Annotated in this window: 16 protein-coding genes; 13 read left to right on the forward strand and 3 right to left on the reverse strand. The window is 45.0% G+C overall.

Annotated features, from left to right (window positions below; translation table 11 throughout):
• Positions 1 to 235: 235 nt before the first annotated feature.
• Both IQ263_RS15975 and IQ263_RS15980 read left to right on the forward strand, forming a co-directional pair.
• Entirely contained in the window at positions 236 to 1,852 is a 1,617-nt protein-coding gene (locus IQ263_RS15975) for a glycosyltransferase family 39 protein (RefSeq protein ID WP_194068288.1), read from the forward strand.
• Between the two features lie 332 nt (positions 1,853 to 2,184).
• Positions 2,185 to 3,708, forward strand: a complete 1,524-nt coding sequence (locus tag IQ263_RS15980) for a peptide ligase PGM1-related protein (protein ID WP_194068291.1) — start codon at positions 2,185 to 2,187, stop codon at positions 3,706 to 3,708.
• 142 nt (positions 3,709 to 3,850) lie between these two features.
• Here the strand turns inward: IQ263_RS15980 and lepB are convergent, their stop codons facing one another.
• Complete coding sequence (gene lepB, locus IQ263_RS15985) at positions 3,851 to 4,462, reverse strand: signal peptidase I (RefSeq protein ID WP_194011705.1); 612 nt, start codon at positions 4,460 to 4,462, stop codon at positions 3,851 to 3,853.
• Between the two features lie 245 nt (positions 4,463 to 4,707).
• Between lepB and IQ263_RS15990 the strand changes: the two genes are divergently transcribed.
• The 4 genes from IQ263_RS15990 (at position 4,708) to IQ263_RS30120 (ending at position 7,173) form a co-directional block, all read left to right on the forward strand.
• Positions 4,708 to 6,036 carry a dihydroorotase gene (locus tag IQ263_RS15990; RefSeq protein WP_194068293.1) on the forward strand — a complete coding sequence of 443 codons (1,329 nt, stop codon included), beginning with the start codon at positions 4,708 to 4,710 and terminating at the stop codon, positions 6,034 to 6,036.
• A gap of 40 nt (positions 6,037 to 6,076) precedes the next feature.
• On the forward strand, positions 6,077 to 6,595 hold the full coding sequence (locus tag IQ263_RS15995) for a hypothetical protein (RefSeq protein WP_194068295.1): 519 nt from the start codon (positions 6,077 to 6,079) through the stop codon (positions 6,593 to 6,595).
• Positions 6,596 to 6,660: 65 nt separating this feature from the next.
• Positions 6,661 to 6,987 (forward strand): DUF433 domain-containing protein, encoded by a 327-nt coding sequence (locus IQ263_RS16000; RefSeq protein ID WP_194068297.1) that lies wholly within the window; start codon positions 6,661 to 6,663, stop codon positions 6,985 to 6,987.
• A 3-nt stretch (positions 6,988 to 6,990) separates the two neighbouring features.
• Entirely contained in the window at positions 6,991 to 7,173 is a 183-nt protein-coding gene (locus tag IQ263_RS30120) for a DUF5615 family PIN-like protein (protein WP_442922516.1), read from the forward strand.
• 173 nt (positions 7,174 to 7,346) lie between these two features.
• Here IQ263_RS30120 and tsaE read toward each other — a convergent pair whose 3' ends face one another.
• Positions 7,347 to 7,796 carry a tRNA (adenosine(37)-N6)-threonylcarbamoyltransferase complex ATPase subunit type 1 TsaE gene (tsaE, locus tag IQ263_RS16010; RefSeq protein ID WP_194068299.1) on the reverse strand — a complete coding sequence of 150 codons (450 nt, stop codon included), beginning with the start codon at positions 7,794 to 7,796 and terminating at the stop codon, positions 7,347 to 7,349.
• 427 nt (positions 7,797 to 8,223) lie between these two features.
• Complete coding sequence (locus IQ263_RS16015) at positions 8,224 to 9,624, reverse strand: gluconeogenesis factor YvcK family protein (protein ID WP_194068300.1); 1,401 nt, start codon at positions 9,622 to 9,624, stop codon at positions 8,224 to 8,226.
• Positions 9,625 to 9,788: 164 nt separating this feature from the next.
• On the opposite strand from IQ263_RS16015, the gene IQ263_RS16020 reads away from it, so the two are divergent.
• The 7 genes from IQ263_RS16020 to IQ263_RS16050 all read left to right on the forward strand — a co-directional run bounded on the left by IQ263_RS16020 (position 9,789) and on the right by IQ263_RS16050 (position 15,603).
• Positions 9,789 to 10,571, forward strand: coding sequence for an ABC transporter ATP-binding protein (locus IQ263_RS16020; protein ID WP_194068302.1), 783 nt, complete (start codon positions 9,789 to 9,791; stop codon positions 10,569 to 10,571).
• A gap of 279 nt (positions 10,572 to 10,850) precedes the next feature.
• The gene (locus IQ263_RS16025) at positions 10,851 to 11,228 is read left to right on the forward strand and encodes a four helix bundle protein (RefSeq protein ID WP_194068304.1); all 378 of its coding nucleotides are present in this window, start codon (positions 10,851 to 10,853) and stop codon (positions 11,226 to 11,228) included.
• Positions 11,229 to 11,360: 132 nt separating this feature from the next.
• The gene (locus IQ263_RS16030) at positions 11,361 to 12,908 is read left to right on the forward strand and encodes an MlaD family protein (RefSeq protein WP_228050097.1); all 1,548 of its coding nucleotides are present in this window, start codon (positions 11,361 to 11,363) and stop codon (positions 12,906 to 12,908) included.
• Positions 12,909 to 13,098: 190 nt separating this feature from the next.
• Positions 13,099 to 13,308: a hypothetical protein gene (locus IQ263_RS16035; protein ID WP_194068306.1), complete on the forward strand. Its 210-nt coding sequence runs from the start codon at positions 13,099 to 13,101 to the stop codon at positions 13,306 to 13,308.
• Between the two features lie 42 nt (positions 13,309 to 13,350).
• On the forward strand, positions 13,351 to 13,602 hold the full coding sequence (locus tag IQ263_RS16040; protein WP_194068308.1) for a hypothetical protein: 252 nt from the start codon (positions 13,351 to 13,353) through the stop codon (positions 13,600 to 13,602).
• A 150-nt stretch (positions 13,603 to 13,752) separates the two neighbouring features.
• Positions 13,753 to 14,505: a Uma2 family endonuclease gene (locus IQ263_RS16045; protein ID WP_194068310.1), complete on the forward strand. Its 753-nt coding sequence runs from the start codon at positions 13,753 to 13,755 to the stop codon at positions 14,503 to 14,505.
• Positions 14,506 to 14,841: 336 nt separating this feature from the next.
• Positions 14,842 to 15,603, forward strand: coding sequence for a Uma2 family endonuclease (locus tag IQ263_RS16050; RefSeq protein WP_194068313.1), 762 nt, complete (start codon positions 14,842 to 14,844; stop codon positions 15,601 to 15,603).
• Positions 15,604 to 15,621: the final 18 nt, after the last annotated feature.

Raw genomic sequence — 15,621 nt, forward strand, 5'->3', positions numbered from 1 at the left:
GAGATGGGGAGATGGGGGAGAAGATTTTTGATCGATCGTCGAAATATACAATTTAAATGCACAGCAGCTTACCAGAACCCAAACGGGGGTGGAGAGAAACCGGGGTTTTGCAGAGCAATACACGGGTTGCAGCAGGCAAACCAGCTAAAAAACCCGCTTTCTGAGCGTAGTGGCGCGATCGTCCCCAAAGTCGATCTGCGCTGTTTCTAGGACGATCGCCACAATAAGGACAAGCATGGCATATACAACACCTCAAGACACATCTGTTAATTCTCAAAATTCCCGGTTGCCGATCGGCTTATTGGCGATCGGCATTTTACTAGGAATCGGATTTCGGTTCTTCGAGCTCGATCGCAAACTTTACTGGCACGACGAAGTTTACACATCAATCCGCGCCGCTGGTTTCACCAGGCAAGAAATCGACGACGAACTATTCCAAAACCGAATTATTCCCGCACCAGAATTGCAGAAATATCAGCGGATTAAACCGGGAAGTACAGCAGCAGACACAATTCATTCTTTAGCACTAGAAGACCCACAACATCCGCCTTTGTACTTTCTCATGGCTCGTTGGTGGATGCAACAATTTGGCAGTTCTCTAGCAGCATCCCGCAGTTTGCCAGCCATATTGAGTTTGCTGTCGCTGCCTTTGATGTACGCTTTAGCTCAGGAACTTTTCGCCTCAAAAAATGTGCAGTTAGTAGCAACAGCACTGTTAGCTTTATCTCCCTTTGACATCTTGTTTGCCCAAACAGCAAGGCAGTACAGTTTGCTGACAGCCGTAGTTATTGGCAGCAGTTGGCTGTTGTTGAGAGCAGTGCGGTTGCGGGGCTGGCAAAATTGGGCCTATTACTCGCTGGCGATCGCGATCGGCTTCTACACTCACCCTTTCTTCAGTTTAACACTCATCGGACACGGAGTTTTTATCATTTCTTCCGGGCTGTTTGTTAAAAAAAAGAAATTGCGAAGTCACCTTACTAATTCTCAATTTTTCTTAGCAGTAACAGCAGCTTTAATCTTGTATCTACCGTGGATTTACGTGCTGGCTACCAATCTCCAACGAGCTTCAGCAACGACAGATTGGACGCGAGTATCTCCTGGTTGGCTGTATCTAGCAAAATTGTGGACTCTCAGCTTTACAGCCTTATTTTTTGACTTCGACTTCGGCTTTGACAATATATGGACTTATCTGCTGAGATTGCCATTTTTGCTATTAATTGCCGCAGCCATTTACAAAATATGTCGCCAAACTAGCAATTCAACTAAGCTGTTTATCTTAACATCAATTTTTGTACCTTTTTTGATACTAGCTTTACCCGATCTAATTCTCGGTGGCAAACGTTCCGCCGTCAGCCGCTATCTCATTTCTTGCTTTCCAGGAGTGCAGCTAGCAGTGGCTTACTTGCTCGCGAGTCATCTGAAAACTCAGCAGCGGTTTTGGCAAGTCGTTTTAGCCGGGATATTTACAGCAAGTATAGCATCCTGTACGCTCAGTGCGGTTTCTGATACTTCGTGGAGCAAAGACTTGAGCTATTTTAATGCTGAAGTTGCGAAAAATATTAACAAAGAAGCGATAGCTAATAGGTCGATTAAAGATACAATTGTAATTAGCGATCGCGGGAACGATTTTACTAACATGGGAGATTTGCTTTCTCTGAGTTATTTGCTTGACAAAGATGTACGGCTGATGCTGCTGAGCCAGTCGCCAGATAGGGAAATGCTGAAAAAATATTCGGCTCCTCTGGTATTCCGCCCTTCGGAAAAATTGATCTCGGCACTCAAGCAAAATCAACGGCGACTAGAACCTATATTGGAATATGCCAGACTTTTTCGAGTGCGGCGAGCTTCTTAGTTATCCCTAGGGTGCGTCAGCAAAAATATGTTTGATTTGCCTCAAATATTGGAACAAACGCACCTTAATATCGTGTCAGATCGAACGACATAATAAAATTGGTTCGTAGCGAACACTTTAGTCCGCATTCGTCAAAGGACTTACATTCCTCACTACAAATAATTTTTATTACAAATAATTGACGGAATAAATATAAGTCACTATTGTGCATTTGTGTCCTCAATCATCCATCAGGTGCGTCAAAAAAAAACTGTTTGAGTTGTCTCAGGTATTTGGGATGATGTACCCTACACTATTAGCAAGCATTATTTGAATCATTAGGATTAAACGCCATGAAAGAGTTAAAGAATTCATCTTCGGAATCCGCACAGCAATTTCGCAATCTTCAAACACAATTACGCGAACATTGGCGAGCGAGCGAAGAATTTGACAGCGATGATTGTGACATCATCATCATTCCGTCTCTCAGCTTAGACCAGCAAGAAATGCAGAAAGTTGAGGGTGCTTACCACTATGAAGAGCGGCATTTGTTTTCATTAATTCGCCTGCGAAATCCCCGCACGCGCTTAATTTACATTACCTCGCAACCGCTGCACCCAATGATTGTGGATTATTACCTGCAATTGCTCCCTGGTATTCCATTTTCTCACGCGCGCGATCGCCTTTTGCTGTTCTGTGCTTACGATGCTTCTGCTAAATCCCTGACTCAGAAAATTTTAGACCGCCCCCGGTTGATGGAGCGCATCCGTCAAGCAGTGCGGCCGACAAAATCTTATATGGTTTGTTACAACTCGACGGCTTTGGAACGCGAGTTATCTGTTAAATTGGGAATTCCTTTGTGGGGCAGCGATCCGGATCTGCATTACTGGGGAACCAAAAGCGGCAGCAGGCAGATTTTTAAAGAATGTGGCGTGGCTTATCCTGACGGTTCTGAGTTGGTTTGGAATGCGGAAGATTTAGCGGAAGTTGCGGCCGATTTGTGGGAAAGGCAGCCGCATTTGCAGCGGATAGTAATTAAATTAAATGAAGGTTTTTCGGGGGAAGGAAATGCAATTTTAGACCTCAAACCGATCGCAAGCAAAGCGCCGCCAGAAAGAGTTAAAGCAATTGGCGATAGCTTCCATAATTTGCGCTTTCAATCCACAGGCGAAACCTGGGAAAATTTCAGCAGCCGCATTCCCGAGTTAGGGGCAATTGCCGAAGCATTTATTGAAGGAGAAGAAAAGCGATCGCCCAGCGTTCAAGGTCGAATCGTCCCCAGCGGCGAAGTAGAGATTCTCTCAACCCACGACCAGATTTTAGGAGGCCCGGACAATCAAATTTTCTTGGGTTGCCAATTTCCGGCTGATGAATCCTATCGGCTGGCGTTGCAAGAATTGGGGTGGAAAGTGGGGAAAAATTTAGCTGATAAAGGTGCTTTAGAGCGATTTGGAGTCGATGCTGTTGCCGTGCGACAAGATGACGGCACATGGGATATTCAAGCAATAGAAATTAATTTGCGAAAAGGAGGGACAACTCATCCGTTTATGGCTTTGAAGCTGTTAACAAACGGTCGTTACGATCGCACTACGGGATTGTTTTACAGCCAGCAGGGCCGTCCGAAATATTATGTCGCTTCGGACAATTTGAAAAAACAGCGGTATCGGGGATTGTTGCCGAACGATTTGATGGATATTATTGCTGACAATCAACTGCATTTTGATAGCGGTACTGAGACGGGGAGCGTGTTTCATTTAATGGGTTGTTTGTCGGAGTTTGGCAAATTGGGATTGACGAGTATCGGCAATTCGCCGCAAGAAGCAGAGGAGATGTATAACAAAGTTGTGAAAGCGATCGATCGCGAAACAGCATATTAAATCTGCTGCAATGATAAGCTGTTCCGGTTAACTGTTTACTTTTGACTGTTGACGGTTTGAACAATTCTGATGCAACCGAAATTGATATCACGCATTAACTCACAAACCCGGCGGTTGAAACCGCCGAGGATTTGAATGGTAGCTAATTTTTGGCGGGATAAAGCGGCGTGGGATCGATCGAGCCTGTGCGGTTGAGAGGCCAAAAACGGACGATCGCCCTACCGATGATATTTTGCTTCGGTACAAAGCCCCAATAATGGCTATCACAGCTTGCATTGCGGTTGTCGCCGAGCACCAAGTAAGAATTTTGAGATACAACTACAGGCCCGTAGGGATACTGCGGAATTTCTTCTATATATTTTTCCTGTAGCGGCTGCTTGTTGATAAAAACTTTTCCGTCTTTGACTTCCACAGTGTCCCCCGGAAGCCCGATAACTCGCTTGATGTAGGCATCTTTGATCGGCGGAGGCTGTCCCGTGCACAAACTCGCCGAATCGGGAGGCATAAATACGATAATATCTCCTCGGTGGGGGTCTTGGAATCGATAGCTCACCTTGTCTATAATTAACCGATCGTTAATTTGTAGAGTTGGGAGCATCGAGCCGGTAGGAATATAACGAGCTTCTGCCACTAGGGTGCGGATGCCAAAGGCCAAGAATGCTGCTAAGCCGATCGTCTTAATTCCTTCAATCCAAGGATTTTCGTCGGTATTTTGCGGGGGTTTGTCGTCGGCTGACTTGTCTAGACGAGTCATAAGTATTAAGTGACTGAGCTGGATATAAATTATAGACTTAATTCGGAGTTTTTTTGAGGAAACCCGCCAAATCTGTGTTCGACGGGTAAGTTTTTATACTATGTCGTTGAGTAACGCACCCAATTCGCACCCGACAAATTAAAAATTTTCCCAAACCTAGTTAGATTTATTACTATTTTTCCAACTGTTTTAAGGATAAACTTGTTGCAGGTTTCCACACACATTACCGATCTCAATTATAACTTATGCCGACCACATCAAATTTGTTAATCCGCCGCGCTCGCATTTTGTTACCAGACGGCGAGTTTTTGGTAGGGGACGTACTAATTAGCGATGGCAAAATTGTTCGGGTTGCTCCCGAAATTGCCGCATCGGCCGATCGCGAAATAGATGCGATCGGCTTAACTCTGTTACCCGGAGTAATTGACCCGCAGGTACACTTCCGCGAACCGGGTTTGGAACACAAGGAAGACTTGTTTACCGCTAGTTGTGCCTGCGCTAAAGGCGGCGTGACATCGTTTTTGGAAATGCCCAATACGCGACCTTTAACTACCACCCAAGCGGCCTTAGATGATAAATTAAGCCGCGCTGCCGAGAAGTGTTTGGTCAATTACGGCTTTTTTATTGGTGCAACGCCGGAGAATTTGCCGGATTTGTTGGATGCAAATCCGACTCCGGGGATTAAGGTATTTATGGGTTCGATGCACGGCCAGTTGTTGGTGGATGGAGAAGCAACTTTAGAGCAGATTTTTGCCAAGGGCGATCGGCTAATTGCAGTACACGCCGAAGATCAAGCTAGAATCAATCAGCGCCGTCAGGAATTTGCCGGCATTTCCGATATCGCCGTACACTCGCAAATTCAAGACAATCAAGCAGCCTTATTAGCAACTCAACTAGCCGTAAAACTTTCTAAAAAATATCAGCGCCGATTGCACATCCTGCACCTTTCAACAGGCGATGAAGCCGAGTTTTTGCGCCAGGAAAAACCGAGTTGGGTAACAGCGGAAGTAACACCACAGCATTTGTTGTTAAATACCAGTGCATATCAGAAAATTGGCAGTTTAGCACAGATGAATCCGCCCTTGCGCGAACCCAAAGACAACCAAATACTTTGGCAAGCTTTACTCGACGGCGTAATTGATTTTATCGCCACAGATCACGCGCCACACACCTTAGCAGAAAAAGCTCAAGAGTATCCGAATACGCCATCGGGAATGCCCGGAGTAGAAACTTCTTTGCCTTTGATGCTGACGCAAGCAGTCGAGGGAAAATGTACCGTAGCGCAAGTTTCTAACTGGATGTCGGCGGCAGTTGCTAAGGCTTATAAAATTCCCAATAAAGGGAAAATTGCTCCGGGTTTGGATGCCGATTTAGTATTGGTAGATTTGGAAAAATACCGCCCGGTTGTCGGAGCAGAAATGGCGAGTAAGTGCGGCTGGAGTTCCTTTGAAGGTTGGAATTTGACGGGATGGCCCGTGGTGACTGTTGTGGGAGGAAAAGTTGTTTTTGAGAACGGCAAATTAGATACAAATGTCAGGGGAGAAGCCTTGACATTTGACGCTGAGCCAGCTTGAATACAGGTAAAGTGTTAAAATCCGATCGAGGGTGACAGTAATGGCAAAGTTGTACCAATATGTAGGCTCGAATGAAATTCGGCTTTCTGTTGCTGACTTTCCTATTGGTACTAAGATTGATTCAGTCAGTCAGCTAGAGAAATGGATTGCTAGAACTAGCCGGAAGCTGAATATTTTTCGCTCGCTCGCAGCAACTTTTGTAGTAGATTTAAAAGGCGATCTTTGCATCGCCGATCGCCACTCAGAACATATAGCTTGTGCGGGCGGATTTCCTGTACTCTCGGCTGGAGAAATATTTTTTGGAGGCGGCAATCGCGGCTGGAAAGTGCTAGAAATTACCAATCAATCAACAGGCTTTTGTCCAGAACCAGAATCCTGGTTTCAAGTGGCTGAATCTCTCGATCGCATACCGCTCGATCGTCCAGATAAATTTACAATAGAGTTTGTATTTCGCCGCTGTCCTGCGTGTAGCCAACTGAACATTATCAAAGAAAACCTATTTGTATGTTCGGTCTGCAATACCGACTTGCCCCATCTTTGGAATTGCGACAATTTTTGAGCCTAACTCAAAAAATTTTTGCTAAAATAACTGTATATTCTCCTATTGCAAAGGCGATATTACCCATGCTCCTCAAAGAACTAGAAACACAACTACTGGTCTTAACTCCCAGCGAAAAAGCCGAAGTCCTACGGCTTTTAACTCAAAGTTTGAACCATAGCTGGCCGGGAATTACGAAAACTCCCGATGTGTGCGGTGGCGATGCTTGTATCGCCAAAACTCGCATCCCAGTTTGGCTGCTTGAAAGTTTTCGCCGTGAAGGTTCAAGCGATTCTGAACTTCTACAATTTTATCCCCATCTCAGCGCTGCCGATCTAGTGAATGTTTGGACTTATGCTGATGCACATCTGGAGGAAATCGAAGAAGCAATCTGCAAGAATGAGGAAGCCTGAGTCATGCTGAATTTGTATGCCGACGAACAATTTCCTTTGCCAGTCGTCCAATTGTTGCGCGCTTTTGGTCACAATGTCCTGACTGTTCAGGAAGCAGGAAAAGCAGGACTTGGGATTCCCGATCCAGAAGTGCTAGCATTTGCTATAAGCAAAGAGAGAGCTGTTTTGACATTACAATCGGTTTGATTTTATCGGACTGCACAACTAACAGCTAGACCACTCTGGTATTATTGTTTGTACCAAAAATCGGAATGTAGAAATGTTGGCAACACGCATCAATGATGCTATTGTTGGTGAAGAAACTTTGAGAGGCAAATTGATTCTTGTCAACCGTCCGCAGTAAGTACGATCGCCCTTTCTTAACCCTGTAATGACCCATCTAATAATGGGCGATCGCCAATCAATTCAATTTGCCGCCCGTTATCGCAATAACTCAGATAAATTTGCAAATAATTATCTGGTTTGTACGGCAATCTTTCTGCCCACTCGATCGCCACAATTCCCAAATCCATTTCTAATCCGTCCCAATAACTTTCTAAGTGCAAAGCCTCTGCTTCTTCGGGTTCCAGTCGATACAAGTCTAGATGATACAGCGGAACTCGCCCTGCAAAATACTCGTTAATCAGGGTGAAAGTAGGACTTTCCACAGATTCGGAGATTCCCAAACCTTCAGCGATACCTTGCACTAAGGTGGTTTTGCCGGCTCCTAAATCTCCTTGCAATAAGATTACAGTGCCGGCGGGGAGCGATCGACCTAACGCCACACCAAACTTGCGCGTAGCCTCAAAATCAGGAAGAGAAAGTATCATATTAGTTGTCAGTTATCAGTTGTTAGTTGTTGGTTGTTAGTTGTTAGTTGTTAGTTGTTAGTTGTTAGTTGTTAGTTGTTAGTTGTTAGTTGTTAGTTGTTAGTTGTTAGTTGTTAGTTGTTAGTTGTTAGTTGTTAGTTGTTAGTTGTTGGTTGTTAGTTGTTAGTTGTTAGTTGTTAGTTGTTGGTTGTTAGTTGTTGGTTGTTAGTTGTTAGTTGTTAGTTGTTAGTTGTTAGTTGTTAGTTGTTAGTTGTTAGTTGTTAGTTGTTAGTTGTTAGTTGTTAGTTGTTAGTAGGGGCGGTGCGCCGTGCCCGCCCTCAGTTGTTAGTCAACAGTCAACAGTCAACAGTTAACAGCTAACAGTCAACAGTCAACAGTTAACAGTTAACAGTCAACAGTCAACAGCTAACAGTTAACAGTTAACAGCTTAAATGTTCTGGGCGCGCCCGTACCAACGCAGCAACATTCCCGCCAACCTTTGAGAATTGTGGCGAATTAAACCCGTATTTTTATCTTCATCCATCACATTTGCGATGACTATTCGCCTGCCCAATTGCGTTACGGCTTCTCTATCGAGCACTACCGGATAGGAATTTTCCTGAGAATAGCGGATCAAGGCTTTTGCAGAAGGGACTTTTCCTTGAACTACTACAGCATCGAACAGGGGCCGGCCGCAAGCGCGATCGATCGCCCGAATGTGATCTGCAACACTGTATCCGTCAGTTTCTCCCGGCTGAGTCATAATATTGCACACATAAATGCGCGGAACTTCGCTGCGGGCGATCGCCTCGGCAATTTCCGGCACCAACAAATTCGGAATCACGCTCGTATAAAGACTCCCCGGCCCAATAATTATAAAATCCGCTTCCCTCAGCGCGATCGCCACCTTGGGCAAAGCGGGAGGATTAGCAGGAATGCAGCCTATTTTGACGATTTTTCCGTTAGCTTCGGTAATGCTGGACTCCCCCTCAATTATCCTGCCGTCAGCCAGTTCTGCCCACAAAGAAACGTCGCTCAGAGTGGCCGGCAGCACCTCTCCCCTAACCGCTAAAACTTTAGAACTCGCGGCGATCGCCTGTTCCAAATCTCCAGCAATATCGCTCATCGCCGTCAAAAACAAATTCCCAAAACTGTGGCCCACCAAACCGTCACCGGCCTGAAAACGATATTGAAATAACTCAGTCAATAACTTTTCCTCATCTGCCAAGGCCGCCAAACAATTGCGAATATCTCCCGGCGGCAGCACCCCAATTTCCCGCCGCAGTCGCCCGGAAGACCCGCCGTCATCCGCCACCGTGACAATAGCAGTGATTTTGGCACTGTATTCCTTCAATCCCCTGAGCAAATTAGAAAGCCCGGTACCGCCTCCAATTGCCACAATTTTCGGGCCGCGGTGCAAGCGGCGGTGGTTGAGGAGTCGATCGACCAATTCCTCATTCCCTTCCGGCATCAGCACTTGAGTAATAGAGTTCAAACTGCGAGTTTGCCCCCACAAAATTAACAAAATCCCGCCAGCAATCACGACCGGCCCCGACACGTAATTGGGAATAACTTCTGCAATCCACGTCAAAAAATTTCTCAACAATTGCAACAAGAAAAAAATCGGAGTCATCCCAGTCCAAATCGCTAAACCCAAGGTGGCAAGCACCACACCGCTAGCACTGATCAGCAGCCACCGTTTCACCAACAGTCCGGGGGCCAACCACTTAAACCACTGGTGAACTCGCCCGTTCCGCAAAGAAGGGGGGTAAGGATTTCTGGAATGGGCAATAACCTGCTTGGCTTTAGCCAAGACGCGAAGGGCTTTAGGAAATGAACTAATTGACATGGTTAATTAGTCTTAAGGGTATTGGAACAGCTCAATCTGACAAATTTACAATACAAGAGAGTTTTGATTCTGGCAGTCTATTTAAGTCATTAATTATTAGTCATGAGTCCTCAGTCATTAGCTAGACTGATGACTGAGGACTGACAACTTATTGATAACATCTTATGGTTGAGCCGCTAATCGAACTCAAAGGGGTAAGTAAGTCCTTCGGCCAGAACCAGATCCTCGATCGAGTCGATCTGAACATTTATCGGGGAGAGGCCCTGGCAATTATTGGCCCTTCCGGGACGGGGAAATCGACGATTTTGCGGATAATTGCGGGTTTGTTGGCCCCCGATGCCGGAGAGGTTGTCGTTCAGGGACAGCGCAGGGTGGGATGGGTAGACGACGTGGCAGATCCGATCGGGATTGGGATGGTGTTTCAGCAAGCGGCTTTGTTTGATTCGCTGACGGTGGAGGAGAATGTCGGTTTTTTACTGTACCAGCATTCTAAGCTGCCGCGCCCCCGGATTCGGCAATTGGTCGAGGAGAAGTTGGATATGGTGGGTTTACCGGGAATTGGCGAACGCTATCCAGCGCAGTTGTCTGGGGGAATGCGGAAGCGGGTAAGTTTTGCCCGCGCCATCATGGCGAATCCCGATAATGCGAGGGATAATCCAGAGGTTTTACTGTACGACGAACCGACGGCGGGTTTAGATCCCATCGCTTCGACGGTAATTGAAGATTTAATCCGCGACTTGCAGAAAGCTCAAGGAGTTTGCAGCACTTATGCGATCGTCACCCACCAAGACAGTACCATCCGCCGCACAGCCGATCGCATCATATTTCTCTATCAAGGCAAAGTGCAGTGGGAGGGAACCGTCAGCGACATTGCAACCACAGATAATTTATTAATTAAACAATTTTTTAGCGGCAGCGTTACCGGGCCGATTCAACTGATTGGATAGTCATTAGTCATTGGTCATTAGTCATTAGTCATTAGTCATTGGTCATTGGTCATTGGTCATTGGTCATTAGTCATTAGTCATTGGTCATTAGTCATTGGTCATTGGTCATTAGTCATTGGTCATTGGTCATTGGTCATTGGTCATTGGTCATTAGTCATTGGTCATTGGTCATTGGTCATTGGTCATTAGTCATTGGTCATTGGTCATTGGTCATTGGTCATTAGTCAGCAGTCATTGGTCATTAGTCATTGGTCATCGATTATTAAGAACGAGGGTAATATGACAAGCAAAAGTTTTCAGGAATTGCGGGTTTATAGATTATCAGAACGATTAGCAGATGAGATCTGGAAAATTGTTAACAGTTGGGATATTTTTGCCAAAGATACGATCGGCAAACAAATTGTCCGTTCAGCAGATAGCGTCGGTGCTAACATAGCAGAAGGACTAGGACGAGGCAGCTATCAAGACAATCGACGCTTTGTAAAAATAGCCAGAGCCTCTCTGAACGAAACTCAGCACTGGTTGAGACGAGCTTACACTCGAAACCTTTTAACTGTTCAACAGATAAATGAGCTTACAGCCCTCATTAACGACTTAGCCCCTCAATTAAACTCCTACCTACAATCTATTGGGCCATGCCCTAAAAATCACGACTAATAACCAATAACCAATAACCAATAACCAATAACCAATAACCAATAACCAATAACCAATAACCAATAACCAATAACCAATAACCAATAACCAATGACTAATGACCAATGACTAATGACTAATGACTAATGACTAATGACTACTGACTCAGGAGGCAATATGCGATCGCGAACGATGAGAGAAGGTTCTGTCGGATTCTTAATTTTAGTAGGAATCGGCTTATTTGGAGGCTTAGTCCTCTGGCTGCGGGGCGTGCAGCTAGGCAACCGCAGCTACAAATTCGCCGTAGAATTTGCCAGCGCCCAGGGAATGCAAATAGGCACGCCCGTCAGGTATCGCGGGGTTGCAGTCGGTAAAATTACCGCCCTCAAAGCCAGCTCCAACGGCGTAGACGTCACACTGGAAATTGCCCCCGGCACTTTAGTCATTCCCCGCGATGTGCTAATCGAAGCGAATAAATCGGGTTTAATTGGCGAATCGTCGATCGACATTACCCCCAACTCAATTTTGCCAGACTCATTACTTACCGCCAATCCCATTAGTGCCGACTGTCCCCCTGCAATAATCTGCAAAAATTCCCGCTTAAAAGGTCAAGCAGGAGTCAGTCTAGACGAGCTAATTCGCTCCACAGTCCGCCTAGCTAATTTATACACCGACCCCGCCCTATTCGACAGTATTAAATCAATTGCACGGGATACAGCCAACACAGCTCAAGGTGCAGCTAAACTAACTCAAGATTTATCGGCTCTCACTCAAACTGCCAAAGCAGAAATAAAAAGCTTGAATCAATCCGTCAGGGGAGACGTTGGCACTTTAAGTAAATCAGTAACCAACGAACTAGGAACTTTAAATCAATCGTTAAAAGGAGAAGCCAATAGTTTAACTAAATCCTTACAAATCGAAATAGGCAGTTTGAATCAATCCTTAAAAGGAGAAGCAAGCAGTTTAAATCAATCGGTCAAGGGAGAAATATCAGGAGTCGCCGCAGATGTTTCTAAAGTAGCAGCTACAGCCGACACTTCCACAAAAGCCGTATCTGCCGCTGCGATCGATTCTGCCAATTCAGTAACTCAAGCAGCCAATCAAATTACATTAACAGCCAACCAACTCAATGCTTTAGTAGTAACCAACCGTGCCAGTTTAGTCTCGACTTTAAACAACATCAATCAAAGTAGTCAAGAATTGCGGGTAGCTGTCAGCAGTTTGAGCCCGACAATTAACCGCATCAACCAAGGACAACTGCTGAACAATTTAGAAATTCTCTCAGCCAATGCCGCCCAAGCTTCTGTTAATTTACGAAATTTATCCAGCCAGATCGACAATCCCGCCACTTTGCTATTATTGCAGCAAACTCTAGATTCCGCACGAGCTACATTTCAAAACCTGCAGAAAATTACTTCCGACGTGGATGAATTGACAGGAAACCCGGAGCTCCGCAACAACATTCGCCAATTGTTCAAAGGATTGGGAAGCTTGTTGGGTTCGACAGAACAACTGCGACAGCAAGTTAAAATCGCTCAAACATTAGCGCCCATTGCCGAGAAAGAAAATGCGATGACCACTGTGGAAACTCAATCAGTAGAGCCGGGATTTCCCAGCTTGCACAAACAGCCCAAATTGCCTATTGCACCTCCTAAAATTGCAATAACATCAGAACAAAATCCTACTGAAAATACTCAGTAAAAAATGTTATTTTTGAAAAACCGCGAACATGGTAAAATGGGCTTTTCTTTAGGATTAAAAAGGTGCAAAACATACAAACTACAGTTACGGATATAGCTTTGCAGAGGTTTCAATTAGTAACAAAAACACTCCGAACTTAAAATTTTATGCAAAATGTTCAAACAATAAAATGAATTTAAAAACAAAAAATATGACCCAAACATTATCGAAACCAGTCGCAACTTCAACCAAAACCAAGTACAATATAACTTGGAAAAAATTACCAGAAGACTTCAAATTACCAGACGATATTGTGGAAAATATCGACCCGCCACTTTTAGCCACCGCCCTCAGAGAATCCTTGGAATTTGTAGGATTCATTTTAGCTTCAAGGCTGATAGCTGCCAATTTTGGAATGTAGGCCTAAGTCAACGACAAAACAATAGTAAAAGCACCGAATTAGGTGTACGTGCCCTCAGTATTGCCAGCCGAACCGGGAGAAATTTGCCGCAGTTATACTCCCAATGCAGAGGGAGAAGCACCCGCAGTAGCGATGGAATTGTTGTCGGATTATGAGGAGTTTGAGTATTCCGTGAAACCGACATATCCTTACGGAAAATGGCAGTTTTACGAACGAATGTTGCAAGTGCTAGTTGGGAGCATCTCAGTTTTACTTTATAGTGCTGTCCCCGATCGCGTTTTCATACATAACTAAACGAGCATCCCCGATCGCGTTTTCATACATAACTAAACGAGCGGGGAGGCTCGCACTCCGAAAAAATGCTTGTTACAAAAGTGAGATTCTCCCATTGGTAAGAGGCAAAAAAGGTTTATAATAGAACTACAACTCACAGGAAGCACGACCATGAGAACAGTCGTTCCCACCCTCAAATCATCTGAAATTATCTACCCCAGTGCGGATGGAAAACCCGTGGCAGAAACTTACGACCACCTTTATGCAATTCTAACCACTTTAGAAGTCCTCAAGCAATACCTGAGCGGACAGCGCGCTACCGTTTTGGCTAACCAGTTTTTATATTATGCTGAAGGTTTCCCAAAATTGCGTACTGCACCGGATGTCATGGTAATCTACGATGTAGAACCCGGAGGCAGAGATAATTATAAAATCTGGTTAGAAGGGCAAGTTCCGAAGGTAGTTTTTGAAATTACTTCACCGAGTACGCAGTCGGAAGATAAAGTTACGAAAAAAGAATTGTACGAAAGTTTAGAAATTCAAGAATATTGGTTGTTTGACCCAAAAGGGCAATGGATACCGGAAAAATTGCGGGGATATCGATTGCGGGAAGATAGCTATCAATTAATTACTGACAGTCGCAGTGAAGTGCTGCAGTTGCGTTTTGAAATAGAGGGAAAACTCATCGGTTTTTATCGGGAAGATAATGGAGAAAAATTACTGATTCCTGATGAATTAGCCTCGGCATTAGAAGCGGAACGCCAGCGCGCCGAAGCTGAACGCCAGCGCGCCGAAGCTGAACGCCAGCGCGCCGAAGTTGAAAGTCAGCGCGCCGAAGCTGAAAGTCAGCGCGCTGCTGAACTCGAATCTTTGCTAGGGCGTTATCGAGATCGGTTTGGCGAATTGCCTGAGAGTAACGGCTAAAAAGTAAGCGGGCGATCGCGCTTCACGGATCTCGATCGCCCGCGTGCTATTGTTAGCTAAATATTATTGACAAATCTTAGGTTTTGTGTTGTCTGCTGGAATTGCTCTCAAATTTCTAATGGTGAGGGGCGAGCGCGAACTCAGTCGAAAAGCCGATCGCACAGCATAGAGAGTTAGTTGGTGAATAGACCTTGAATAATCGCTAAAATTAAGATGGCTGTGATTTCCCGATCGCTCTTGAGTTCTCTAATTTTTGGGTTAAAGGGCGATCGTTAGAAAATTTTAATCAAAAATTTATCGCGTCCATAAAATCACTTCTACCACAAGCATAAACCAATGACCCAAACATTATCGAAACCTGTCGAAACTAAAACCAAAACCAAGTACACTATAACTTGGGAGAAATTACCAGAAGACTTCAAATTACCAGACGATCCTGTGGAAAACATCGACCAGCCACTTTTAGCAGCCGCCCTCAGAGAATCCTTGGAAGTCGCAGGATTCATTTTAGCTTCAATGCTGATAGCTTCCAACTTTGGACTGTGCGCTAAAGTCAACGACAAAACAATAGTAAAAGCACCGGATTGGGTTTACGTACCCTCGGTATTGCCCGCCGAATCTGGAGAAATTCGCCGCAGTTATACTCCCAATGCTGAGGGAGAAGTACCGGCAGTAGTGATGGAATTTTTATCAGATCCTGATGGCAGCGAATATTCCACAAAACCGACATATCCTTACGGAAAATGGCGGTTTTACGAGCGAATTTTGCAAGTGCCAGTTTATGTAATTTTTGAGCCTAAGCTGGGAATTTTGGAAGTTTACAGACTCTCAGAGTCGGGAGAATATGAACTGCAACAACCGGATGCTAATCAGCGATTTTGGATAGAATCAATGAATTTATTTTTGGGGGTTTGGGAAGGAGAAAAATCTCAGAGGAAGGGTTATTGGTTGCGCTGGTGGGATGAGAATGGGAATTTGTTGTTGTGGGGTGTCGAACGGGTTCAGCAGGAACAACAGCGGGCCGAACAGGAACAACAGCGGGCCGATCGACTTGCAGAGTATTTAAGAAGTCAGGGTATCAATCCCGATGAAATTTGAAGGTGCGGACAAACCGCG

The sequence above is a fragment of the Tychonema sp. LEGE 06208 genome (genome assembly GCF_015207505.1).
Taxonomy (GTDB): Bacteria; Cyanobacteriota; Cyanobacteriia; order Cyanobacteriales; family Microcoleaceae; genus Microcoleus.

What these genes read in the sequence shown, in the direction of transcription:
- IQ263_RS15975 (WP_194068288.1), top strand. Translation starts at nt 236, where the DNA reads ATGGCATATACAACACCTCAAGACACATCTGTTAATTCTCAAAATTCC.
- IQ263_RS15980 (WP_194068291.1), top strand. Translation starts at nt 2,185, where the DNA reads ATGAAAGAGTTAAAGAATTCATCTTCGGAATCCGCACAGCAATTTCGC.
- lepB (WP_194011705.1), bottom strand. Translation starts at nt 4,462, where the DNA reads ATGACTCGTCTAGACAAGTCAGCCGACGACAAACCCCCGCAAAATACC.
- IQ263_RS15990 (WP_194068293.1), top strand. Translation starts at nt 4,708, where the DNA reads ATGCCGACCACATCAAATTTGTTAATCCGCCGCGCTCGCATTTTGTTA.
- IQ263_RS15995 (WP_194068295.1), top strand. Translation starts at nt 6,077, where the DNA reads ATGGCAAAGTTGTACCAATATGTAGGCTCGAATGAAATTCGGCTTTCT.
- IQ263_RS16000 (WP_194068297.1), top strand. Translation starts at nt 6,661, where the DNA reads ATGCTCCTCAAAGAACTAGAAACACAACTACTGGTCTTAACTCCCAGC.
- IQ263_RS30120 (WP_442922516.1), top strand. Translation starts at nt 6,991, where the DNA reads ATGCTGAATTTGTATGCCGACGAACAATTTCCTTTGCCAGTCGTCCAA.
- tsaE (WP_194068299.1), bottom strand. Translation starts at nt 7,796, where the DNA reads ATGATACTTTCTCTTCCTGATTTTGAGGCTACGCGCAAGTTTGGTGTG.
- IQ263_RS16015 (WP_194068300.1), bottom strand. Translation starts at nt 9,624, where the DNA reads ATGTCAATTAGTTCATTTCCTAAAGCCCTTCGCGTCTTGGCTAAAGCC.
- IQ263_RS16020 (WP_194068302.1), top strand. Translation starts at nt 9,789, where the DNA reads ATGGTTGAGCCGCTAATCGAACTCAAAGGGGTAAGTAAGTCCTTCGGC.
- IQ263_RS16025 (WP_194068304.1), top strand. Translation starts at nt 10,851, where the DNA reads ATGACAAGCAAAAGTTTTCAGGAATTGCGGGTTTATAGATTATCAGAA.
- IQ263_RS16030 (WP_228050097.1), top strand. Translation starts at nt 11,361, where the DNA reads ATGACTACTGACTCAGGAGGCAATATGCGATCGCGAACGATGAGAGAA.
- IQ263_RS16035 (WP_194068306.1), top strand. Translation starts at nt 13,099, where the DNA reads ATGACCCAAACATTATCGAAACCAGTCGCAACTTCAACCAAAACCAAG.
- IQ263_RS16045 (WP_194068310.1), top strand. Translation starts at nt 13,753, where the DNA reads ATGAGAACAGTCGTTCCCACCCTCAAATCATCTGAAATTATCTACCCC.
- IQ263_RS16050 (WP_194068313.1), top strand. Translation starts at nt 14,842, where the DNA reads ATGACCCAAACATTATCGAAACCTGTCGAAACTAAAACCAAAACCAAG.